The 23,227-nt window shown below is 39.3% G+C and carries 24 protein-coding genes; 9 read left to right on the forward strand and 15 right to left on the reverse strand.

Annotation, left to right across the window (positions count from 1 at the left end):
• Nucleotides 1-170: 170 nt before the first annotated feature.
• From mdtI to zwf, 3 genes are all read right to left on the reverse strand, one after another.
• Nucleotides 171-503: a multidrug/spermidine efflux SMR transporter subunit MdtI gene (gene mdtI, locus DK857_RS12660; RefSeq protein WP_023582084.1), complete on the reverse strand. Its 333-nt coding sequence runs from the start codon at nucleotides 501-503 to the stop codon at nucleotides 171-173.
• A 2-nt stretch (nucleotides 504-505) separates the two neighbouring features.
• Nucleotides 506-946 (reverse strand): multidrug/spermidine efflux SMR transporter subunit MdtJ, encoded by a 441-nt coding sequence (mdtJ, locus tag DK857_RS12665; protein ID WP_075671146.1) that lies wholly within the window; start codon nucleotides 944-946, stop codon nucleotides 506-508.
• A gap of 574 nt (nucleotides 947-1,520) precedes the next feature.
• Nucleotides 1,521-2,996 carry a glucose-6-phosphate dehydrogenase gene (gene zwf / locus DK857_RS12670; RefSeq protein ID WP_088495462.1) on the reverse strand — a complete coding sequence of 492 codons (1,476 nt, stop codon included), beginning with the start codon at nucleotides 2,994-2,996 and terminating at the stop codon, nucleotides 1,521-1,523.
• A gap of 351 nt (nucleotides 2,997-3,347) precedes the next feature.
• Here zwf and DK857_RS12675 point away from each other — a divergent pair, with 351 nt between their 5' ends.
• Nucleotides 3,348-4,190, forward strand: a complete 843-nt coding sequence (locus tag DK857_RS12675; RefSeq protein ID WP_109393833.1) for a MurR/RpiR family transcriptional regulator — start codon at nucleotides 3,348-3,350, stop codon at nucleotides 4,188-4,190.
• A 230-nt stretch (nucleotides 4,191-4,420) separates the two neighbouring features.
• On the forward strand, nucleotides 4,421-5,863 hold the full coding sequence (gene pyk / locus DK857_RS12680) for a pyruvate kinase (protein WP_100159358.1): 1,443 nt from the start codon (nucleotides 4,421-4,423) through the stop codon (nucleotides 5,861-5,863).
• Nucleotides 5,864-5,948: 85 nt separating this feature from the next.
• On the opposite strand, the gene lpxM is transcribed toward pyk, so the two are convergent.
• From lpxM to znuA, 3 genes are all read right to left on the reverse strand, one after another.
• On the reverse strand, nucleotides 5,949-6,923 hold the full coding sequence (gene lpxM, locus DK857_RS12685) for a lauroyl-Kdo(2)-lipid IV(A) myristoyltransferase (RefSeq protein WP_109393834.1): 975 nt from the start codon (nucleotides 6,921-6,923) through the stop codon (nucleotides 5,949-5,951).
• A 105-nt stretch (nucleotides 6,924-7,028) separates the two neighbouring features.
• A complete protein-coding gene (mepM, locus tag DK857_RS12690; RefSeq protein WP_099660353.1) occupies nucleotides 7,029-8,354 on the reverse strand; it encodes a murein DD-endopeptidase MepM in 1,326 nt (441 codons plus the stop codon).
• Between the two features lie 12 nt (nucleotides 8,355-8,366).
• A complete protein-coding gene (znuA, locus tag DK857_RS12695) occupies nucleotides 8,367-9,311 on the reverse strand; it encodes a zinc ABC transporter substrate-binding protein ZnuA (protein ID WP_109393835.1) in 945 nt (314 codons plus the stop codon).
• A gap of 74 nt (nucleotides 9,312-9,385) precedes the next feature.
• Between znuA and znuC the strand changes: the two genes are divergently transcribed.
• Together znuC and znuB are read left to right on the forward strand one after the other, a co-directional pair.
• A complete protein-coding gene (gene znuC, locus DK857_RS12700; protein ID WP_088495457.1) occupies nucleotides 9,386-10,111 on the forward strand; it encodes a zinc ABC transporter ATP-binding protein ZnuC in 726 nt (241 codons plus the stop codon).
• Nucleotides 10,104-10,889 carry a zinc ABC transporter permease subunit ZnuB gene (gene znuB, locus DK857_RS12705; protein ID WP_075671069.1) on the forward strand — a complete coding sequence of 262 codons (786 nt, stop codon included), beginning with the start codon at nucleotides 10,104-10,106 and terminating at the stop codon, nucleotides 10,887-10,889. The genes znuC and znuB overlap by 8 nt, the downstream gene beginning before the upstream one ends.
• A 97-nt stretch (nucleotides 10,890-10,986) precedes the next feature.
• Here the strand turns inward: znuB and DK857_RS12710 are convergent, their stop codons facing one another.
• The 4 genes from DK857_RS12710 to ruvC all read right to left on the reverse strand — a co-directional run bounded on the left by DK857_RS12710 (nucleotide 10,987) and on the right by ruvC (nucleotide 13,766).
• Entirely contained in the window at nucleotides 10,987-11,463 is a 477-nt protein-coding gene (locus DK857_RS12710; protein WP_109393836.1) for a macro domain-containing protein, read from the reverse strand.
• 34 nt (nucleotides 11,464-11,497) lie between these two features.
• A complete protein-coding gene (ruvB, locus tag DK857_RS12715; RefSeq protein ID WP_109393837.1) occupies nucleotides 11,498-12,508 on the reverse strand; it encodes a Holliday junction branch migration DNA helicase RuvB in 1,011 nt (336 codons plus the stop codon).
• A 12-nt stretch (nucleotides 12,509-12,520) separates the two neighbouring features.
• Nucleotides 12,521-13,141 (reverse strand): Holliday junction branch migration protein RuvA, encoded by a 621-nt coding sequence (gene ruvA / locus DK857_RS12720; protein WP_075671063.1) that lies wholly within the window; start codon nucleotides 13,139-13,141, stop codon nucleotides 12,521-12,523.
• Between the two features lie 103 nt (nucleotides 13,142-13,244).
• Entirely contained in the window at nucleotides 13,245-13,766 is a 522-nt protein-coding gene (ruvC, locus tag DK857_RS12725) for a crossover junction endodeoxyribonuclease RuvC (protein ID WP_006536599.1), read from the reverse strand.
• Between ruvC and DK857_RS19495 the strand changes: the two genes are divergently transcribed.
• Nucleotides 13,756-13,884: a hypothetical protein gene (locus DK857_RS19495; RefSeq protein ID WP_261245050.1), complete on the forward strand. Its 129-nt coding sequence runs from the start codon at nucleotides 13,756-13,758 to the stop codon at nucleotides 13,882-13,884. The genes ruvC and DK857_RS19495 overlap by 11 nt on opposite strands.
• Nucleotides 13,885-13,889: 5 nt before the next feature.
• Here the strand turns inward: DK857_RS19495 and DK857_RS12730 are convergent, their stop codons facing one another.
• The 3 genes from DK857_RS12730 to aspS are packed head-to-tail and all read right to left on the reverse strand — an operon-like array spanning nucleotide 13,890 to nucleotide 16,895.
• A complete protein-coding gene (locus DK857_RS12730; protein ID WP_023582074.1) occupies nucleotides 13,890-14,645 on the reverse strand; it encodes a YebC/PmpR family DNA-binding transcriptional regulator in 756 nt (251 codons plus the stop codon).
• A 27-nt stretch (nucleotides 14,646-14,672) separates the two neighbouring features.
• The gene (nudB, locus tag DK857_RS12735; protein ID WP_161711281.1) at nucleotides 14,673-15,107 is read right to left on the reverse strand and encodes a dihydroneopterin triphosphate diphosphatase; all 435 of its coding nucleotides are present in this window, start codon (nucleotides 15,105-15,107) and stop codon (nucleotides 14,673-14,675) included.
• Nucleotides 15,108-15,110: 3 nt separating this feature from the next.
• Entirely contained in the window at nucleotides 15,111-16,895 is a 1,785-nt protein-coding gene (gene aspS / locus DK857_RS12740; RefSeq protein WP_109393838.1) for an aspartate--tRNA ligase, read from the reverse strand.
• A 266-nt stretch (nucleotides 16,896-17,161) separates the two neighbouring features.
• Between aspS and DK857_RS12745 the strand changes: the two genes are divergently transcribed.
• The 4 genes from DK857_RS12745 (at nucleotide 17,162) to DK857_RS12760 (ending at nucleotide 21,658) form a co-directional block, all read left to right on the forward strand.
• Nucleotides 17,162-17,560, forward strand: a complete 399-nt coding sequence (locus DK857_RS12745) for an MAPEG family protein (protein ID WP_075671057.1) — start codon at nucleotides 17,162-17,164, stop codon at nucleotides 17,558-17,560.
• A 187-nt stretch (nucleotides 17,561-17,747) separates the two neighbouring features.
• A complete protein-coding gene (gene cmoA, locus DK857_RS12750) occupies nucleotides 17,748-18,500 on the forward strand; it encodes a carboxy-S-adenosyl-L-methionine synthase CmoA (RefSeq protein ID WP_075671144.1) in 753 nt (250 codons plus the stop codon).
• A complete protein-coding gene (gene cmoB, locus DK857_RS12755; protein WP_109393839.1) occupies nucleotides 18,500-19,474 on the forward strand; it encodes a tRNA 5-methoxyuridine(34)/uridine 5-oxyacetic acid(34) synthase CmoB in 975 nt (324 codons plus the stop codon). The genes cmoA and cmoB overlap by 1 nt, the downstream gene beginning before the upstream one ends.
• 609 nt (nucleotides 19,475-20,083) lie before the next feature.
• Complete coding sequence (locus tag DK857_RS12760; RefSeq protein WP_109402356.1) at nucleotides 20,084-21,658, forward strand: ATP-binding cassette domain-containing protein; 1,575 nt, start codon at nucleotides 20,084-20,086, stop codon at nucleotides 21,656-21,658.
• 48 nt (nucleotides 21,659-21,706) lie between these two features.
• Here the strand turns inward: DK857_RS12760 and cutC are convergent, their stop codons facing one another.
• Together cutC and DK857_RS12770 are read right to left on the reverse strand one after the other, a co-directional pair.
• On the reverse strand, nucleotides 21,707-22,459 hold the full coding sequence (cutC, locus tag DK857_RS12765; RefSeq protein WP_109402357.1) for a copper homeostasis protein CutC: 753 nt from the start codon (nucleotides 22,457-22,459) through the stop codon (nucleotides 21,707-21,709).
• 156 nt (nucleotides 22,460-22,615) lie between these two features.
• Entirely contained in the window at nucleotides 22,616-23,170 is a 555-nt protein-coding gene (locus DK857_RS12770; RefSeq protein ID WP_109402358.1) for a VOC family protein, read from the reverse strand.
• Between the last annotated feature and the right edge of the window lie 57 nt (nucleotides 23,171-23,227).

Raw genomic sequence — 23,227 nt, forward strand, 5'->3', positions numbered from 1 at the left:
AGGACAATGAAGCAAAAATTAAATTTAATTTATATCGCTCTAAAGAGATTAAACAGTAGATACAAAAAAGCTGAGTTCAGATGAATTCAGCTTTTTTAATATAATTTATTCTTGCTGTGATTATTAAATTTCTATTTTTACCAAAATGGTACTTATTAACTTACTGAGATTTAAGCAAATTTAATCATTACCATACCAACCAGTAATAATATAATTCCACCCCATCCTTTATAATTGAGTCTTTGATTAAATAAAATCCAACCGGCAGCGATAGTTGCAATAATTCCGAATGCTCCCCAAAGTGCATAAGCTACCGAAAGTTCTATCCCTTTAACAGCCATTGCCAGTGCACTAAAAGCACCTAACACACAAAACAGTGATAATATCCCTAATCCCATTCGACTAAAGCCGTTCGACATTTTTAAGAATATATTCGCGACGATCTCGAGCACTACAGCAAGTATTAAAAATGCACCGTGCCACCATTCAAATTGAGCTAACATAATTAAGCCTCCTTAATATTGGCAGGAATTGGCTTATTCGCTCCTTTTACAGCACTGGCAACATGCTTAGCTTTACCGGCAATACTTTTTACCGATTCTGTTGTTTTCTTAGCAACAGCCGATTTTTTAGTACCTGATTTGATAAGCGTGATCCCTGCAATTAACATTGCTAGACCACCTAACTTTAATGGTGATAGTGATTCCCCAAACCATAGAACGCTGAATGTCGTAATAATGACAATTCCAATACCTTCCCACAGTGCATATGCTACACCTAATGCCACTTTCTTAACGGCTATGGCTAAAAAGATATAGGAAGTGGCAATCATTAACCACATCACAATCATACCGGTGTAACCACCGCTGACACTGGCGTACTTCATAGATAAAGTACCGATAACTTCACAAACAATAGCTAATGCTAAAAATATCCAATAAATCATTTTTTCATCTCTCATACACATTAGAAATACGCCAAAACGTTTCTTGCGCAGAAGATAGAGAATATGTAGATAGTCTTTCTGGCGACAATAGTAGCCGAACGTTAAGGCAACGTCGTTTCCTGATAACTCAGGAATTAAGATGAGAGGTTTCTATAATGCGCCACACCAGTAGTGTTCGCTGGATAAAATAGCAGAAAGGAATAACTTATAAGTAGAACGTTTAACTTTGACGCTTTTGGCGCTAGTCATGATTATTTATTCTTTCATCGCACAGACCATCCGCACGATATACTCCGAACCCTCATATAAGATGGTTAAATGTTACATGATATTTCTATCATGCCGAATTATTTAAAGCAATGCCTTTCAGCAAAATATTTTTTTTAATTGATTGGTTTCATTTAAGTTTTAGTTTCTAACCAAAATCAGATTGCATAGTTAATCAGTGGTTTTACTATCCTTCAGTAGTTTTATTCATCTAAATTGTTGTAATTATGCTTAAAGGTATTTAGTTGATAAAAAAACACCCAGCATTGCTGGGTATTTTTTCTTTAGAATGGATAATTAAAATCAATTATTCAATTTCATTCCAAGAACGACCATCACGCGTGATCATTGCAACAGATGCCACTGGTCCCCAAGTGCCTGCTTGATATGGTTTAGGTAGCTCATTATCGCATTCCCATGCATTGATAATTGAATCAACCCATTTCCATGCTTCTTCCACTTCGTCACGACGCACGAATAACGCTTGGATACCGCGCATGGCTTCTAATAATAAACGCTCGTAAGCATCCGCTAAATGCGTTTGATTGAATGTTTCAGAGAAACTCAAGTCCAGCTTGGTTGTTTGTAAACGGTGTTTATGATCGAGTCCCGGCGCTTTATTTAGCACTTCAATATCGATACCTTCATCTGGCTGTAGACGAATAGTCAGCTTATTTTGTGGTAACTCTTGATAAGTCTCACTGAAGATATTCAGCGCAGGCTTTTTAAAATAAACTACAACTTCTGAACATTTACTTGGTAGGCGTTTACCTGTTCTTAGATAGAACGGAACACCTGCCCAACGCCAGTTGTCAATATCAGCGCGGATTGCCACAAATGTTTCTGTATTACTGGTTTTATTCGCACCTTCTTCATCAAGATAACCAGGTACTTTTTTGCCTTGTACAAAACCACCAGTATATTGTCCACGAACCGTTTTTTCGCGAATATTGGTGTTATCAATACGGCGTAATGAACGTAAGACTTTCACTTTTTCTTGGCGAATACTGTCAGCCGTTAAATCAGCGGGGGGTGACATCGCTATCATAGTCAGAATTTGTAATAGATGGTTTTGCACCATATCACGCATTTGACCAGCTTGATCAAAGTATCCCCAACGCCCTTCAATACCCACTTCTTCTGCAACCGTAATTTGGACATGATCAATCGTTTTATTGTCCCAGTTGTTGACAAATAATGAGTTTGCGAAGCGCAGTGCTAATAGGTTTAAAACGGTTTCTTTACCTAAATAGTGGTCAATACGATAAATTTGTGTCTCTTTAAAGTATTTCGCCACACTATCGTTAATAGAAACTGAAGACGCTAAATCTGTCCCTAATGGTTTTTCCATTACGACACGATTAGGCTCTTTATTTAATTTTGCATGCCCTAATCCCTGACACATTGCACTAAAGGTGCTTGGAGGCATAGCAAAGTAATAAATAGCCGGTAATTTATCTTGTTTTAGATGCTTTGATAACTCAATGAAATGGTCGGTTTCATTAACATCAAGATTACAAAAATCTAAGCGATCACTTAAGCGTTGCCAAATTTCAGGATTAATTTCTTCTTTTAAAAAGGTTTTTAACGCTTCATGAGCGACATTTTTATATGCCTCAACATCCCAATCAGCACGACCGACACCAATAATGCGAGAGTCAGGGTGAATATATCCTGCTTTTTCCAATTGATATAATGATGGAATGAGCTTACGGCGTGCTAGATCCCCTTTCGTACCGAAGATAACCAGATCACAGGCCTGAGCAGTCGATATCGCTGCCATAGAACGTCTCCTCATGATGAGATTTTGTAATTTTGTTACAGAATTTTGTATTAATGTACTCTTTTGGATGTATTCAGTAAATACACTTGCACATTTTAGTCTCTAACTTACCACACATATTATAATGCTTCATTTTATGCCTAGTGTTTTATCCTTTCTTGTAACTTTACTACAGTTTTGTTTCTTGTTTTCAGCTTTGAAAGTTAGACACACGTCATACTTTAACGAAAAAAGCCCTGTTTACCGATGGTTTACACTGCAAGCCTTGTTCTTTGCGTAGTATATTTTCATAAAACCGTTATAGATTTCTCCTTTTATTGAAATTGGCAAAGCCAAGGATCTGTATATTTAATGAATATATTGGAAAGGGTTCAGTCTAATCTGGACATCTTGAGTAAATCAGAAAAAAAAGTCGCAGAGGCTGTTTTAACTGCGCCACAAACAGTTATCCATTCAAGTATTGCCTTAATGGCTAAAACGGCTGATGTCAGTGAACCCACTGTTAATCGATTTTGCCGACGTATGGCAACAAAAGGATTTCCTGATTTCAAATTACAATTAGCACAAAGCATTGCCAACGGCACGCCTTATGTAAATCGTAATATTGATGATTCCGATACTGTCTCTTCTTATACCAATAAAATTTTTGAGTCCGCAATGGCAGGACTAGAAAACGTTAAAAATAATATTGATATCGCTGCTATCAATCGTGCAGTTGATATTTTGACACAAGCTAAAAAAATCTCTTTTTTTGGTTTAGGTGCATCAGCCGCTGTTGCTCACGATGCCATGAATAAATTTTCTCGTTTTAATATTCCTGTCACTTATTTTGATGATGTTGTTATGCAACGTATGAGTTGTATAAATAGTAGTGATGGCGATGTAGTTGTTATTATTTCTCATACAGGGCGTACTAAAAATTTAGTTGAAATTGCTAAGATCGCACGCGAAAACGATGCAGCCGTTATTGCCATTACAACTCCGAATTCTCTTTTAGCCTCTGAAGCTACCCTTCCCATCTTGCTTGATGTGCCTGAAGATACTGATATCTACATGCCGATGATCTCCCGCCTTGCACAACTCACTATTATTGATGTTCTTACAACAGGATTTATTTTACGTCGAGGACCAAAATTCAGAGATAACTTGAAGCGCGTCAAAGAAGCTTTACGTGATTCACGGTTTGATAAGTAACCGTTTTTAATTATTCTGTTAGTATTGTCACACTTACGATTGTGCCCCTGACTAGATAAGTTTTTGAAAAATGGTAGCATATCTGCGAGCTAACTCTGCAAATTATGAAAACTGTAGTGTATGTTGCAATTAGCTTGAAGCGTTTCAATTAACATATTGGATAAAACACAGTCTGATTTCTGTTTTATCCAATTGCCAACACCTTTCGTTCAAGGTCAACGGAGTAATACATGTCCAGACGGCTCAGAAGAACAAAAATTGTTACCACCTTAGGCCCAGCAACAGATCGTGATAATAACTTAGAAAAAATTATTATTGCTGGCGCAAATGTTGTTCGATTAAATTTCTCTCATGGTTCTGCGGAAGATCATCTTGCTCGCGCTAATCGTACGCGTGAAATTGCCGCAAGATTAGGTCGCCATGTTGCTATTCTCGGGGATTTACAAGGCCCTAAAATCCGTGTATCTACCTTTAAAGACGGAAAAGTTTTCCTGAATGTCGGTGATAAATTCTTACTTGATGCAGCGCTTGAAAAAGGCGAAGGCAACCAAAATCAAGTAGGTATCGATTATAAAGGCTTACCTGCCGACGTGGTTCCAGGCGATATTTTACTTCTTGATGATGGTCGAGTTCAGTTAAAAGTCCTCAAAGTTGAGGGTTTAAAAGTCTTTACTGAAGTGACGGTTGGTGGTCCTTTATCTAACAATAAAGGCATTAATAAGCTTGGTGGAGGCCTCTCTGCTGATGCATTAACAGAAAAAGATAAGCAAGATATTATCACTGCGGCAAAAATCGGTGTTGATTACCTTGCCGTTTCATTCCCAAGAACAGGTGAAGATCTTAACCTTGCTCGCCGTTTAGCCCGTGATGCAGGCTGTGAATGCCAAATCGTTTCTAAAGTAGAACGTGCTGAAGCAGTTGCTAATGATGAAATCATTGATGAAATTATTCTTGCTTCTGATGTGGTGATGGTTGCTCGTGGCGATTTAGGTGTTGAAATTGGTGATCCTGAGTTGGTGGGTGTACAGAAAAAATTAATTCGTCGTGCTCGTCAGCTTAATCGTGTCGTTATCACTGCTACTCAAATGATGGAGTCAATGATAACAAATCCAATGCCAACTCGTGCTGAAGTAATGGACGTTGCTAACGCCGTATTAGATGGCACTGATGCTGTTATGCTTTCAGCAGAAACCGCAGCAGGACAATATCCAGCAGAAACGGTCGCTTCAATGGCGCAGGTCTGCTTAGGTGCCGAAAAAATGCCAGCCGCCAATGTTTCTAAGCACCGTTTAGATATGGTTTTTGATACAGTGGAAGAAGCTATTGCGATGTCTACAATGTATGCAGCTAACCACATGAAAGGCGTTAATGCGATTATTGCGATGACTGAATCCGGTCGTACTGCACGCATGATGTCTCGTATCAGTACAGGTTTACCGATTTTCTCAATGTCTCGTCATGAGAAAACATTGAATCAAACCGCACTTTATCGTGGCGTAACGCCTGTTTATTGCAGTACTCACACTGATGGTATTGCAGCTGCTAATGAGGCTATTGGTCGTTTACGTGATAAAGGTTTCTTGGTTTCTGGTGATTTAGTGTTAGTCACTCAAGGTGACCAAATGGGCACTGTGGGTAGCACCAATACATGCCGTATTCTGACGGTTGAATAATACAGAATCCTAAACCTTAATAACAAAACGGGCACTTTATTAAGTGCCCGTTTTATTTTTAATTTACTTCTTTTTCGTGCAAGGACTAATCCAAAATATTCTCACGAGCGTAAGGCTCTATTTCGCCCTCTTTACGTGTCTTCAATAATTTTAAGATCCACGTATATTGCTCTGGTGTTGGTGTCACTAGTGCTTCTAACTCTTCATTCATTCTACGCGCAATGTACGCATCATCTTTATCTTCAATATCATCCATTGGTTCACGAACAATAATACTAAGCTGATGTGTTTTATGACAATACACTGGGAACAACGGCACAATAGCCGCTCGGCATACTTTCATTAACCGTCCAATCGCGGGTAATGTCGCTTTATAAGTACCGAAAAAATCCACAAATTGACTATGCTCTGCACCATGATCTTGATCTGGCAGATAATAGCCCCAGTAACCTTGTCGCACAGAAGAAATAAAAGGCTTAATACCTGCTTCGCGTGAATGTAATCGACCATCAAAATGATGACGTGCTTTATTCCATAAATAATCAGCAACGGGATCTTTTTGATGATGGAACATCGCAGCCATTTTCTGACCTGTTGATGCTAACAGCATTGCAGGAATATCAACCGCCCATCCATGAGGCACCATAAAAATGACATTACGACCTTGCTCTTTAAAACGCTCAATAATTTCTAGTCCCTGCCAAGATGTGCGCTTTAATATACGCTCAGGGCCTCTTAAACAAAGCTCTGCTAACATCACAAAGGATTGAGGCGCAGTTTCAAACATATTATCAAGAACTGTTTCACGTTGTGTTTTATTCCATGTTGGAAAACAGTATCTCAAGTTGATATCTGCACGACGTCTTGCGCTTTTCGCTTTACGTCCAACAAAGCGACCAATAGAAGCAAGAAATGGATCACGCCATTTTACTGGCATATAAGCTAATGCACTTAATACACCTGCACCTAACCATGTTCCCCAATGACGAGGATGCAAATATGCACGGTGAAAAGTAGGTACATAACCCGCTTTGCTATCTGTATCTTTTTCTTTATTCATCAGATAACTCTCTGAACTGATACCCCAAAGAGGCGTAAAAAACATTAAAACAAAAGCGGATGATATCAACCATCCGCTTTTATGTCTTTAAAATCATATTTATTGTCAATCAGCTAGCACTAATTGCGGCTTAATCTCTTTTACTTTAGCAAGATATTCTTGTTTATCTTTGCCTGTTAAACCATCAGCACGAGGTAATGTGGCTGTTAGTGGATTAACTGCTTGTTGGTTTATCCACAACTCATAGTGCAAATGAGGCCCCGTAGAACGTCCTGTATTGCCTGACAACGCAATTCTATCTCCACGCTTAACACGTTGCCCAGGTTTTACAAGTAACTGGCGTAAGTGCATATAACGTGTTGTGTATTGGCTACCATGGCGAATAGCAATAAAGTTACCTGCGGCACCGCTGTATTTAGCCACAATAACTTCGCCATCCCCTGTTGCTAATACCGGTGTACCTACTGGCATAGCAAAGTCGACACCTTTATGAGCAGCTAAACGACCTGTAACAGGATTAATACGACGAGGGTTAAATTGGGAGGAAACTCTAAACTGTTTCACTGTTGGGAATCGCATAAATCCACGTTCTAATCCACCAGCTTGGCTATCATAAAAACGACCATCTTCAGCAAGGAAAGCGTAGTAGTCTTTACCAGCGCTGCGTAAACGTACACCAATAAGTTCACTTTGTTCTGTACGACCATCAAGCACTTCTCGAGAGAAGAGTGCTGCAAATTGATCGCCACTTTGTAGTTTTTTAAAGTCTACTTGCCATTGCAATGCTTTAGTCACTGCACGTGCTTCTGAATTAGTTAAACCTGCATTCGTTGCACTAACAGAGAAACTTCCACGAATAACACCAGTGGTGACACTGTTTTTCCACTCACCTTTTTGAAACTCTTTAGTCTCTTTAAAGCCCGTTTCTGTACGGGTATAAATACGAGTTTCACGGCGAGAAACACCCCAACTTAACTCTTTTAGCAACCCATTATCATCAAGCTCCCAACTAATAGATTGCCCAATTTTAAGATTTCTAAGGTCTTTATTTTGATTAGAGATAGTTGCGATATCAGCAGAATCAATACCAAACTGAGTCAATATTGAACTTAATGAATCACCACTAGAGACAATATAAGTATGAGGGACTTGTGCAACTGCAGTACTTGTATCTGTACCATCTTCCGCACCAACTAAGCCTTCATCGGTAAGTTGATCACTACTATCAGTGATAATGTCATCCGTATTTTCACCTTGATTGGCAAGTGGCATTTGGATACTGACAGGAACTTCTCGGGTTTGCTCATTTTGAAGAACCACTGGCCGCCAAATTGCGACGGCCAGTGTTGCTGCAGTTAACGAACCGAGCATGATCTTATGTGGGAGTGGTAAACTTAAATATACCTGTGCAATGGATTTCTTCTGCTGCACGTTCTTAATTCCTTATTGTGTTTCATTCAGGCAGCTCGCATATTGGTTAGCTAGTTGGGTAAGGAATTTTATATAGCTCTCTTGAGTCAGAGCAATCCCACTTCCTAGGGGGTCTAATACACCCATTTTAACCCCAGTGCCTTTCGCCACTGTTTCTATTACTGTCGGCCTAAATTGTGGCTCAGCAAAAATGCAAGTTGCTTTTTGCTCAACCAACTGTGTTCGTATTTGATGTAATTTCTGCGCACCCGGCTGTATTTCAGGGTTGATCGTAAAATGACCTAACGGCTTTAAATTATAATGTTTTTCGAAGTAGCCATAAGCATCATGAAAGACAAAATAACCCTTATTTTTCACAGGCGACAGAATATTAACAAGATTCTTATCAGTTTGCTTGAGTTGTTCGCTGAATTTACCTAGGTTTACGTCCAGAAGTTCTTTTTTATCTGGATACAGTGCAATTAACCTTTCGTGGATCTGTTTTGCAGACGACAACGCAATCTCTGGTGATAACCAGATGTGCATATTATAATCACCGTGAGAATGATGTTCGTGATTTTCCTCATGTTTATGCACATTGTCATCATCATCTTTCAATAAAAGTGACTTTATTTCGTCAGTTTCCGCTAAAGCCAACTTATGATTGTCAGTAAGTCTGTTTAATGGCTTATCTAAAAACACTTCCATATCAGGCCCTACCCATACCATCAGGTCTGCGGAGGTGATTTTTTTCAAATCAGAGGGTTTTAATGCATAATCGTGTGGAGATGCCCCATCTGGTAATAAAACGTCCGTTGGTGTTACTCCATCAGCGATGGCAGCAGCAATAAATCCTAATGGCCTAATAGAAACGACGACATCAGCCTTCACTGAAGCACTGAATGAACTTATCATCGCTGTCGCTAAAAATGATTTCAATAAAAAACGGTGCGCAAATTTGTTGTTTTTATGTAACATAGGAAGAATTCTCGTGAATCATCATTGGAAATGTTATATTATAACGTTTCAATGATTCTGCAAGTGCTAATTTTATGTCTGACTTGATTTGTTTAAAATCGGTTTGTGTTTCTTTTGGTGAAAGAGAAATTTTAAAAGATATCTCTTTTGATCTAAAAGCAGGCCGTATTCTTACTTTACTTGGCCCTAATGGTGCGGGTAAATCTACGGTTATCCGTTTAGTTCTTGGTTTATTAAATCCAACCTCAGGAAAAGTTGAGCGTCAAAATGCGCTACGAGTGGGCTATGTGCCACAAAAACTTTATCTCGATCCTACAATGCCACTCACCGTTAAACGGTTTATGACACTAAAACCAGGTGTTCATGATAAAGATATTCTCCCAGCTTTAGAACGAGTTAATGCGGCGAAATTAATCGATCAGCCTATGCAGAAACTTTCTGGTGGTGAGTCTCAACGTGTCTTGTTAGCAAGAGCATTGCTTAATCAACCCCAACTTTTAGTTTTAGACGAACCCACTCAAGGTGTTGATGTTAATGGTCAATTAGCACTTTATGATTTGATTAATCAGCTTCGTCACGAATTAGGTTGCGCCATCTTAATGGTTTCTCATGATCTTCATCTTGTGATGGCAAAAACAGATGAAGTCCTCTGTTTAAATGGTCATATTTGCTGTTCAGGCACACCTGACGTTGTTTCTTCTCATCCTGAATTTATTGCCATGTTTGGAAGTCGTGGTGCTGAGCAACTTGGTATTTATCGTCATCATCACCAGCATAGTAAGGAGTGTCGTCATGATTGAGTTGCTGTTACCGGGTTGGATTGCCGGTATGCTCTTAGCAATGGCGGCAGGCCCTTTGGGTTCTTTTGTCGTTTGGCGTCGTATGTCTTATTTTGGTGATACCTTAGCGCACGCTTCACTACTTGGTGTTGCATTTGGTTTGCTGTTTAATATCGAGCCTTTTTACGCTGTTATTGCAGTCACCCTTCTTCTCGCTATTCTATTGGTTTGGTTAGAATTAAAACCTCAACTCTCTGTCGATACGCTTTTAGGGATCATGGCGCACAGTGCACTTTCTTTAGGGCTAGTGGTCGTCAGTTTAATGTCGAATGTGCGTGTTGATTTAATGGCTTATCTGTTTGGTGATTTGCTGTCAGTAAACTATCAAGACGTTATCAGTATTTTTATTGGTGTTGTAATTGTTTTATTTGTCATTATTCGCTCATGGCGCCCACTGCTCTCCATGACTATCAATCAAGATATGGCATTTGTTGATGGTGTGAATATTCAGCGAGAACGTTTAAAACTAATGATGATCACCGCGTTAACTATTGGTTTAGCCATGAAATTTGTAGGTGCGCTGATCATTACCTCTTTACTGATCATTCCTGCGGCAACAGCACGTCGTTTTGCTCGTTCTCCAGAACAAATGGCTCTGATTGCGATCGCTGTTGGTATGTTGGCAATTACGGGCGGTTTAACATTCTCTGCTTTCTATGACACCCCTGCTGGCCCTTCTGTTGTTTTAGCCGCAAGTTGCCTATTTATCTTGAGTTTATTTGCACCCACTAAACAGTAATTATTTCCCACACATTAGATAAACAAAACCCCAACAACGCGATGTTCTTGGGGTTTGTTTTTATCTTTTATAAGTGAATATCTGAAAATTAATTTTTCTACTTTTTGCTTAATTCAGTTTCGTCTATGGGAGCATAAATTAGCACATGAACATCCGCTAAAGGTTCCATTGCGCTTTTAATTTTTTCATACACCACAGACCATTCTAGGCCACCTAAACCCGCCCCTAAAGGTGGGATGGCAATAGATTTAATATTGCGCTGTTTAATTTCATCAACCAGTGCAATTAATCCAGCTTCAATATCTTCAATACAACTTGCATTTCGCCAGTGTCGTTTTGTTGGGAAATTGACAATAAAACGAGGATAAGTCGTTTTTTGTATCTCATAAATAAACATCACACCAGGTGTCAGTTCTTTATTTTTGCACGCTAAAGCATAAGCTTTAAAATTATCAGGCCATGCTTTTTTAAACTGTAAGGCGATACCACGCCCCATTACACCAACACAATTAACGGCATTTACAATCGCCTCGGTGTTTGCATGTAAAAGATTACCTCGAGTCAGTTCTATCATTTAAATCACCTTCAGCCTCATACTGATATAAATATTAAGGCTCTTCTACAATACGATTAAAATGACGATAGGCGTGATTAGTCGCAACTCGACCTCTTGGTGTGCGTTGAATAAAACCTTGTTGAATTAAATAAGGTTCTAATACGTCTTCTATAGTTTCTCGTTCTTCACCAATAGCTGCCGCAAGGTTATCTAATCCTACTGGGCCACCCATAAATTTATCGATGATGGCAAAAAGGAGCTTACGATCTAAATAGTCAAAACCTGCCGCATCCACATTCAACATATCAAGCGCTTTAGAAGCAATCTCTTCATCAATGGCACCATTGCCCTTTACTTGAGCAAAGTCTCTCACACGGCGCAATAATCGATTAGTAATACGAGGGGTGCCTCGTGAACGCATAGCAATTTGACGAGCACCTTCGTCTGTCATTTCTAATCCCATAAAACTGGCACTACGAGAGACAATATGCTGAAGATCGTCAACATTATAAAACTCAAGACGTTGAACAATACCAAAACGGTCACGCAATGGAGACGTTAAAGAGCCCGCTCTGGTAGTTGCCCCCACTAAGGTAAATGGAGGTAAATCAATTTTAATTGAACGAGCAGCCGGTCCTTCACCAATCATGATATCGAGTTGATAATCTTCCATTGCAGGGTAAAGGATCTCTTCAACAACAGGTGAAAGACGATGGATTTCATCAATAAACAGCACGTCATGAGGTTCAAGGTTAGTTAGCATAGCCGCTAAATCACCCGCTTTTTCAAGTACTGGGCCTGATGTCGTGCGTAGATTAACGCCCATTTCATTAGCAATAATATTTGCTAATGTGGTTTTACCTAATCCGGGAGGTCCAAAAATAAGCAAATGATCGAGTGCATCATGACGCAATTTAGCCGCCTGAATAAAAATCTCCATTTGTTCTCGAACTTGCGGTTGCCCAACATATTCGGCAAGAGATTTAGGGCGAATAGCCCTATCAATAATTTCTTCTTCAGGTTGTTGAATTTCTGCTGAAATCAGGCGATCTGCTTCAATCACAATGTGTTACTCCTAAATAGCCGCACGCAACGCTTCTTTAATAAGCGTTTCGCTATCTGTACCCAGTTTTGCCACTTTACTGATCATTTTTGCAGCTTCTTGTGGTTTATAGCCTAATGCGATTAATGCAGCAGAGGCTTCAGCTTCAATATCAGCTGCTTTTGGCGCTTTAGGTGAAGTGCTTTCTGGTAGCTCGATATCACTATTTTCGAATAAATCACCATTAAGACCTTTAAAGCGATCTTTCATTTCAACCACTAAACGCTCAGCGGTTTTCTTACCTACGCCCGGTAATTTCACTAATGAAGTGATAGATTCATTTTCGATAGCAGTCACAAATTGGCGAGCAGACATACCAGATAGAATGGCTAAAGCGAGTTTAGGCCCCACTCCATTTACTTTAATTAATTCACGAAAGAGTGCACGCTCTTGTTTTTGGTTAAAACCATAAAGTAATTGTGCATCTTCACGTACAATAAATTGCGTGTAGATAATGGCTTCTTGACCAATATCAGGCAATTCATAAAAACAGGTCATTGGCATATTGATTTCATAACCTACACCATTACCTGCCTCGATCAGCACCACTGGTGGCTGTTTTTCAAGAATAATTCCTCTGATACGACCTATCACCCTAACGCCTCCGCAAAAATAATTACGTCAAGTTTATAACATAAAAAAAGCTGGACGTATATCCAGCTTGTGAAAAACCAAAGACATTTGCCAAGATAACAACTTATCTTAACCGACCTCGCGTTAAAACCAGACGCGGATCACCTACACGTAATAAATTTTGGTTAAAGTGACAATGTGTTATCGCAATGGCTAATGCATCAGCAGCATCCGATTGTGGTGCGGCGGATAATTTTAATATTGAACGCACCATATGTTGCACTTGGCTTTTTTCAGCAGCCCCTGTACCCACAACAGTTTGCTTGACTTGGCGAGCAGCATATTCAAAAACAGGTAGGTCATTATTAACTGCCGCAAGTATTGCTACACCGCGCGCTTGCCCAAGTTTGAGAGCAGAGTCAGCATTTTTAGCCATAAACACTTGCTCAACCGCAAACACATCTGGCGAAAACTGAGTAATAATTTCGCTAACACCTGCATAAATACGTTTAAGTCGATTAGGAAGGTCGGGAACTTGTGTGCGAATACAACCGCTTCCCAAATAGATAAGTTGTCGCCCTTGCTGTCGAATTACGCCGTAGCCTGTAACACGCGAGCCGGGGTCTATACCGAGAATGATAGCCATATCAATTCCTGTTGCCGATATGGTCGATGGCGAGAGAAAAGAGCAAAAAATCTGCTCTGCTCTTCTCTTCGCACTTTTAATAACAGCGTTAAACACCGTTATTTTCGATAATCGCTAGAACGATTACAGGATATCTTCCAGTTGTTTTGCAACTTCATCTGAGATATCACCGTTGTGATACACTTCTTGCACATCATCACTGTCTTCTAGCATATCGATAAGACGCATTAATTTTGGTGCAGTTTCAATATCTAATTCTGCTTTAGTCGATGGGATCATTGAAACTTCTGCTGATTCAGCAACAAAACCTGCTGCATCCATCGCATCTTTTACTTCACCAAAAGATTCTGGTGTAGTGTAAACATCAATAGCGCCATCATCAAAAGTTTCAACGTCGTCAGCACCGGCTTCTAACGCAGCTTCCATAACAGCATCTTCATCAACACCCGGTGCGTATGAAATAACACCTTTTTTGGTAAATAGATAAGATACAGAACCATCTGTTCCTAAGTTACCACCTGTTTTGGTAAATGCATGGCGAACATCGGAAACAGTACGGTTACGATTATCACTTAAGCATTCAACCATCACAGCAGTACCTGCTGGGCCATAGCCTTCATAAATGATGGTTTCCATATTATCGTTCTCATCATTACCCACACCACGTGCAATTGCACGGTTTAAGGTATCACGAGTCATGTTGTTCGATAATGCTTTATCAACTGCCGCACGTAAACGCGGGTTAGTTGCAGGATCACCACCACCTAAACGTGCTGCTGTAACTAATTCGCGGATGATTTTAGTGAAAATTTTACCGCGTTTCGCATCTTGTGCTGCTTTACGGTGTTTTGTATTGGCCCATTTACTATGACCTGCCATGAAATATCTCCAAACGTGGTCTAATCATTAAATAACAAATTCTTCAATTGCTTGCTGATTACTGGCGGATTTTGTTAGTTTTGCCGCCAGTGATGCGTCTAGCCATTGGTATTGCGAATGCTCAGTTAGCACAATATCTCGCTCTGCGGGTAGTGCTAATGTAAACCAATGTTCCTGACAATGTGTAACATCTGGTGCATAACGATGCCGAAAATGTGCAAAAATCTCAAAAAGAATTGAGCGATGGCAATCCACCAGCTCAAGATTTTCTTTTATGATATCAATTCCAACTTCTTCTTGCACTTCGCGCAATGCCGTTTGAAAAGGCGTTTCTTCCGCTTCTAAACTGCCGGTCACAGATTGCCAGAAATCAGGATCATCTCGACGCTTCAGCATAAGCACCCGTTTGGTCTCTTTTGCATAAATAACAACTAAAACGGATATCGGGCGCTTATATTTCATCATTTACTCTTTATCTTCGCTAACTTCTTTTTGAGTTACTGCAATTGCTAACTCTTTTAAAGAGTCTTCATTAGCAAAGCTTGGTGCATTAGTCATTAAACACGCAGCGGCAGTTGTTTTAGGGAAAGCAATAACATCACGAATGTTATCAGTACCCGTTAACAACATCACTAAGCGGTCTAAACCAAATGCTAAACCTGCATGTGGTGGAGTACCAAATTTAAGCGCATCTAATAAGAAACCAAATTTCTCTTGTTGTTCATTCGGTGCAATACCTAAAATGCTAAATACTGCTTGTTGCATTTCATTACGGTGAATACGCACTGAACCGCCACCCACTTCATAACCATTAATAACCATATCATAAGCATTTGCCACAGCACCTACTGGGTGAGCAGTCAATTCAGCTGGTGATAAGTCTTTTGGAGAAGTAAATGGATGGTGCATCGCACTTAAGCTACCTGTTTCTTCATCTTCTTCAAACATTGGGAAGTCGATAACCCACAATGGTTTCCATGCATTTAAATCGGTCAACTCAAGATCACGACCCACTTTCAGACGCAGAGCGCCCATCGCATCACTCATTGTGCCTTTACGACCTGCACCAAAGAAAATTAAATCGCCGTCTGTTGCCCCTGTTGTTTCTAAAATTGAGTTAACAACATCGTTAGTCAGGAATTTAGCGATTGGACTTTGTACACCTTCAATGCCTTTCGCGCTTTCGTTGACTTTCATCCACGCAAGGCCTTTAGCACCGTAAATACCAACAAACTGTGTATATTCGTCGATATTTTTACGGGTTAATGATGCGCCACCCGGTACACGCAATGCGATAACACGGCATCTTTCATCATTTGCCGCTTGTGCAAATACACTGAACTCAACATCTTTGACTAAATCAGCGATGTCTTTAAGTTCCATTGGGTTACGTAAATCTGGTTTGTCTGAACCATAACGACGCATTGCTTCAGCAAAAGTCATTACTGGGAACGCACCTAAATCGACATTCAGAATATCTAACCATAATGCATGGATCATGCGCTCCATCACTTCGCGCACTTGGTCCGCACTCATGAAAGAGGTTTCAACATCGATTTGTGTAAATTCAGGCTGACGATCAGCACGTAAGTCTTCATCACGGAAACATTTTACGATTTGATAATAACGATCAAAGCCAGACATCATCAGTAGCTGTTTAAAAAGCTGCGGTGATTGTGGTAATGCGTAGAATTTACCTTTATGTACACGGCTTGGAACTAAATAGTCACGCGCACCTTCTGGTGTCGCTTTTGTCAGCATTGGGGTTTCAACATCAAGGAAACCTTCACCATCCATAAAACGGCGAACAAAGCTTGTGATTTTAGCACGGGTTTTTAAGCGATCTGACATTTCAGGGCGACGCAGGTCTAAATAACGATAAGTTAAACGACGCTCTTCAGTATTTGTTTGATTGCTATCTAACGGTAATGGCTCTGAACGGTTAAAAATAGACAGAGATTCTGCCGCTAACTCAATTTCACCTGTTGCCATATTTTTATTAACTTGGCTATCAGGACGAGCGCGTACTGTTCCTGTGACTTGAATACAAAATTCATTACGCAGTTCTGAAGCCTGAGAAAATGCCTCTTTCTGCTCTGGGTCAAAGAAGACTTGAACAATACCTTCGCGATCTCGCATATCAATAAAGATAAGTCCACCTAAGTCACGGCGACGGTTAACCCAACCACAAAGAGTCACTTTTTGGCCCACATGGGCGCTATTCAACTGCCCACAATAATTAGTACGCATACAATATCCTTTTACTCAGCTTGTTGTGCTTTCTGCTGCGGAAATTTTGGCAATAGTCTTTTTCGAGTAGTGTCAAAAAAAAGGCAGACATTATAACGAAAATTCTTCCCGGAGATAAGAGTATAGACCTAGTTTATATGATACATCTTTTCAAGGATTTGCTAATCCCCAAACAATTAATTAATAATAATTATTTATAGCGACAGAAGTCGCTTTGAGGTTTATCATTAAATTTGCCGTTTTTTGGCTTTGGCAATGGAGAAAAGATGGTTAGCTCGCTTTATATCGTACTGGGCGCACTATTATTGATTAAATTGTCCCTCAATGTCGTAAAACTCAGAACACAATATCGGGTTGCTTATGGTGATGGTGGCTTTTATGAATTACAAACTGCCATCCGTGTTCACGGTAATGCGGTAGAATATATTCCAATTTCCATGATCTTATTACTGGTCATGGAAATGAATGGTGCTTTTGTTTGGATGGTACACATCTGTGGCTCAATTTTAATCGTAGGTCGTTTTTTACACTCTTATGGATTAAAACACCGTGAACTTCGCTGGCGTCGTTCAGGCATGGCTGCCACTTACTTATCAATGGCATTGATGGTCATTGCTAATATTTATTTCCTTCCTTGGATACAAATCTTTTCCTTTTATTACTAAGTCCTCGCGGGAATAACATGATCATCCATGATCAAAACCGACATCCTTGCTGTTGTGTCTAATAACGGCAAGGTATCAAAAAGGTTTATTCATTTTTTCCAATTTCTTTCTAAATAATGCAACTTTGTGAGCACCGTCGCTTCTGGTAGAATGCTTGCTTCTTTTATTCCTTAAACCTATTTTAGTTATGTCGAATTCAAAATCATCACAACAAGACAGCTTATTTGCGACACCTATCGCTAATCTTGGTGACTGGCGCTTTGATGAAAAAGTCGCTGAAGTGTTTCCTGATATGATAAAACGCTCAGTACCAGGCTACTCTAATATTATTTCCATGATTGGCATGCTTGCAGGTCGCTTTGTTACACCCAATAGCCAAGTCTATGATTTAGGCTGTTCTTTAGGTGCAGCAACCCTTTCCATGCGTCGTAATATTGATGTTGCTGGTTGCAAAATTATTGGTGTTGATAATTCACCTGCAATGGTAGAACGCTGTCAGCGCCATATTGATGCCTATAAAGCAGATACACCCGTTGATATTATTGAAGGTGATATTCTTGATATCGAGATCAACAACGCCTCAATGGTCGTGCTGAACTTCACTTTGCAATTCTTAGCGCCAAACGATCGTCAAATATTATTAAACCGAATTTACCAAGGTCTTAATCCCGGCGGAGTGTTAGTACTTTCTGAAAAATTCAGTTTTGAAGATAAAGAAATTGGTGAGTTATTGTTTAATATGCACCATGATTTCAAACGTGCTAACGGTTACAGCGAATTAGAAATTAGTCAAAAACGCAGCATGTTAGAAAATGTCATGCTGACCGATTCTGTTGAAACACATAAAACTCGCTTACATAATGCAGGTTTCCCTCATGCGGAAGTTTGGTTCCAATGTTTTAATTTCGGCTCTCTTTTAGCGATTAAAGGCAATAATTAATGATTAATTTTGGCTCGTTTTATCAACTTATTGCGCAAGATGAGCGCTTATTTCATTGGTTAGATACATTACCTGCTCAATTATCAGAATGGCGCTCAAATGCGTTACACGGTCACTTTTCCTCATGGGAAAGAATGCTCGATGGTTTACCTGAGATAACCCCTACTGAGATTGATTTGAAGAATGGCGTAATTGCTCAACATACACCAGCGTTAAGCGCAGGCGAGCAACTGGGATTAAGCAACGTTTTAAAAAATTTAATGCCGTGGCGTAAAGGTCCATTTTCACTTTATGGCGTCGATGTCGATACAGAATGGCGCTCAGATTGGAAATGGGATCGTGTTTTACCCCATCTTTCACCACTTGAAGGCCGTTTAATCTTAGATGTTGGTTGTGGCAGTGGTTATCACATGTGGCGCATGCTAGGTGAAGGCGCAGAATTTGTTGTTGGGATCGACCCTACTCAACTTTTCTTATGTCAATTTGAAGCTGTCAGAAAATTATTAGGTAATGACCAACGCGCACATTTAATTCCTGTTGGTATTGAACAAATGCCAGAATTAAATGCCTTCGATACCGTATTCTCTATGGGGGTACTTTATCATCGCCGCTCACCTCTCGATCATTTATGGCAATTAAAAAACCAATTAGTTTCTGGTGGCGAATTAGTATTAGAAAGCCTCGTTGTTGATGGTGATGAATTCCAATGCCTGATCCCGGGAGAACGTTATGCTCAAATGCGTAATGTGTACTTTATTCCATCTGCAAAAATGCTGAAAGTTTGGCTAGAAAAATGTGGCTTTAAAGATGTACGCATTGTTGATGAAAACACAACCTCTCTTGATGAACAACGCAAAACAGATTGGATGGTGACGGATTCATTAGATGCATTCTTAGATGCTAATGATAAAACAAAAACAGTTGAAGGTTATCCCGCACCTAAACGGGCGATATTAATTGCAACTAAACCCTAGGCTTTATTTATTTTAAGTGTGTTACAGATAATCATTACAAAAAGGGTATCTTATAGAGATATCCTTTTTTCTATATCAATCTAAATGTTTTAAAATCACTTATTCTAACTTTTCTATTTTGCATCTTCTTAATTGCAATAATTCGCTTTATTGTTCCTTATGGTGGATTAACACCTGAATATTTAGATAAAGTAAATTACTTAAATTTAATCACCTCACATAGTGAATATTTTAATGCACCTCATGTTGGTATGGCGTTAGGAACACTTTTATATACCATTCCCTTTATTTTTCTGACAATTACAATGTTTTCACCTCTTTATAGAAAAATTAAATTTAGTTATAACAGAGAAAAAGCAACACGCGGATCACGACGTTAATCATCTATTGATCTAGGCATGTTTATCGCTATAATGAGCACGTCACATTCCCTATCCTATTTTATTTTTAAGAAGGCACTTCCCTACGATGAATTAAATTCTGCCAGAAAATTTTTTCAAATACCTTTTTGAGTATTTATTTTCTGTTACTGGCAGACAATAATTTATTTCGTCGCATCTAAAAAAGATCACGGCTGTCTGCCACCTATTTTGTTTAGGAGGTATTAATATGACAATAGCCTGTCACTTCTCACAACTTACTATTGAATTTAATCAACAAGCTCTTTTTCCACCATTAACTCGCTCATTGGCTTGTCAGCAAAATGCATTAATCGGTCATAATGGTAAAGGAAAATCTGTACTATTAAGATTATTAGCACAAAAAATATTACCAACATCAGGTCAAGTTAATTGGAATATGCCTTTTGTTCACGTTGATCAATTAACCCGATTACAAGGCGATACACTTGCTCAAGCGTTAGATATTCATGAAATTTATCAAGCATTCCAACGCGTTGATGCAGGTATTGCTACATTAGAAGATATTGAGTTACTCGATGGCAAATGGCAACTTCCGGTTACGTGGCAGAATTTATTAGATTCAGCACAACTCCCAGTCGCATTAGATACCCCTATTGCACATCTAAGTGGTGGAGAGCAAACTCGTTTAGCACTTTGTCGTGCTTTTTTATGCGAGCAGAGCTTTCTGCTCTTAGATGAGCCAGATAATCATCTTGATTATCAAGGACAACAATGGCTAATAAAACAATTAGCCCAGCACAAAGCTGGCTCTCTTATTGTTAGTCACAGTCGAAACTTGCTCTCATATGCAGACACTATTCTTGAATTAAGTGAGAAAGGTTTATCTGAATATGGAGGAAATTATACTTTATATGAGGCACAAAAAAGTACAGAAATAGCATCATTGGAAGCCGCAAGTGAACGACTAAACAGCCAAATTAAAAATGAAAAACGCCAACAACAAGCCACATTGCAAAAAGCGGCACAACGGAAACGACAAGGCGAATCAATTAGGCAAAGTGGCTCTCAATGTTTACTTTTATTGGATATGCAGACAAATCGGGCTGAACAGAGACAATCAGCGGTTGCAAAGCGTCATCAGCGCGTAATTGATGATATGCAATCTCAAAAACAAGGTGTCGATGAGGAAAAATCACATGTTCATCAACAAAAAATAGTATTGAATTATCAAAGTGATGGTCACCGTTTAAATGTATTTGTTGATAATCTTCAACTTCCCTATGGTTATCAGCACCCTATTTCATTTTCAGCTTACGGTAATGAACATTGGCATATTAAGGGTAAGAATGGGTGTGGAAAATCAACATTATTAAAATGTTTGATCAAACAAATTGCACCACTTTCTGGTGAGTTTCGTCTAAACAAAGACTATTGCTATCTCGATCAACACCTTGCTTTACTTGATAAAACATTGCCTGTTGCACAAGCACTACATCAATATCAGCCCGCCATTTCTATCGAGCAATGGCGGACACGTCTTGGAATGTTGAGAATTAGAGGTGATAAATCTTTACTACCGCTTGAAAAGCTAAGTGGTGGCGAGCAATTAAAAGCAACGTTATTGGCTTTAACACATAGTCCAAAACCACCTGCGGTATTATTACTTGATGAGCCAGATAATCACCTTGATATCGAGTCCAAACAACTATTGGAAAATTTGCTCGTTGAATATCAGGGTACATTATTACTAGTTTCGCATGATGAAGCTTTTGTGGAACGCTGTGGTATTACACATACGTTGTTATTAGACGAGATTATATAAAAAACTGCGCCATAAAGGCGCAGTTCTAAAATCTTTAATTTGTGCTAATTAAGATGCTAATGGCGCATGAATACTCATAATATCCTTCATCGCTCCAACCGTATCTTCATCCACACAGTAATGCGTAAATTCATCCACTTCACTGTCTGAGCTCATTGTTACACCAGCTTTACGATAAATCATAGTTGAAGGTGCCACTTTTCCTGCTGAACTGTGTATTTCTTTTAATCCCATATCTAGGAATTTTTGGATATTACTAAGTCTTACACCAGCCCCCGCCATAATTATAGGACCTTGTGTTTTTTCATTTAACGTTCGTAATAACGGCAAACCTAATTCCGCGTTTGCCTGTTGTCCTGACGTTAGAATACGAGAAACACCTAGTTGAGTCAGTTGTTCTAGCGCCAACAATGGATTAATACACATATCAAAAGCGCGATGAAAAGTAATAGCTAATGGGCCTGCAAGCTCCATTAAAATTTCCATTTTAGGCAAATCAATATGCCCTTCTTCATTTAAAAGGCCAACAACTGCCCCTGAAAACCCCATATCACGGATCAAACTAATATCATTTTTCATTGCTGAAAAATCAGCTTGTGTATAACAAAAATCGCCACCACGAGGGCGAATAATAGGATGAACGGGAATACGAACCAGATCTCTGACTTGTCGTAGCATTCCAAAACTTGGCGTAATACCACCTTCTGCCGGACTCGTGCACAGTTCTATTCTGTCTGCACCTGCTCGTTCTGCTACCAACGCACATTCAGCGCCAAAACAACAAATCTCCAACGTAGCCATATCATCCCTCTCCATCCTTAATATAAAGAAAGTAATCAGAAAATAAATATCATTTCTTAGCGATTACTAACAATAGTTGTCGAATCTCGTTATTCATTCAATTCCGCCATCAGAATTTTGTGCTGACACAAGCAAACTATTTTCTGAAAGTGTCGCTCAACACTCACTTTCTACGATTTCAAGTAACGAATAAGGATGATACTTCACCGTGACTTTTCCATTAGAAATAGCCACGGTTGGATTAGGTAAACGCTCTTTCTCACCTTTAGGTTCACTGATTTTTAAGCTAACACTCTCAGGTAGCGTTTGAGGTAAAAATGACATAACTTTATTCACTAAATCATCGGGTTCAACAGAGATCACTTGCTCAATATGCTCCCAACCTTGGTATTCATATTTTTTGTTTGTGGGAAAAGGCAACTCAACGATTGAAACTGATTGATTTAAAATAGTTAATGGTATTTCTAATTGAAATAGATATATTGGCCGCCCATTAATCACATTATCAGAAATACACTTTCCACACTGGCTTAACCCTGCTCGCCACTGCTCTGCTAATGTTAAATCGTGACAACGTAACGATACATGATCCGTGAGATAGAGTGATAAATCTATACCCAGAGTATCGGCAAATAATGTCATATTTTCTTCAAACAAAGAAAGCTCGTGAGTTAAATCATTTAATTGAGGAATTGAAGAAAATAACACCATTTTGAATAACCTTAATGAAAAAACAGAGAAAAAACCTTAAAGATAAGGCCGAGATGG

The organism is Proteus terrae (assembly GCF_003144325.1).
In the GTDB taxonomy this organism is placed as follows: domain Bacteria; phylum Pseudomonadota; class Gammaproteobacteria; order Enterobacterales; family Enterobacteriaceae; genus Proteus; species Proteus terrae.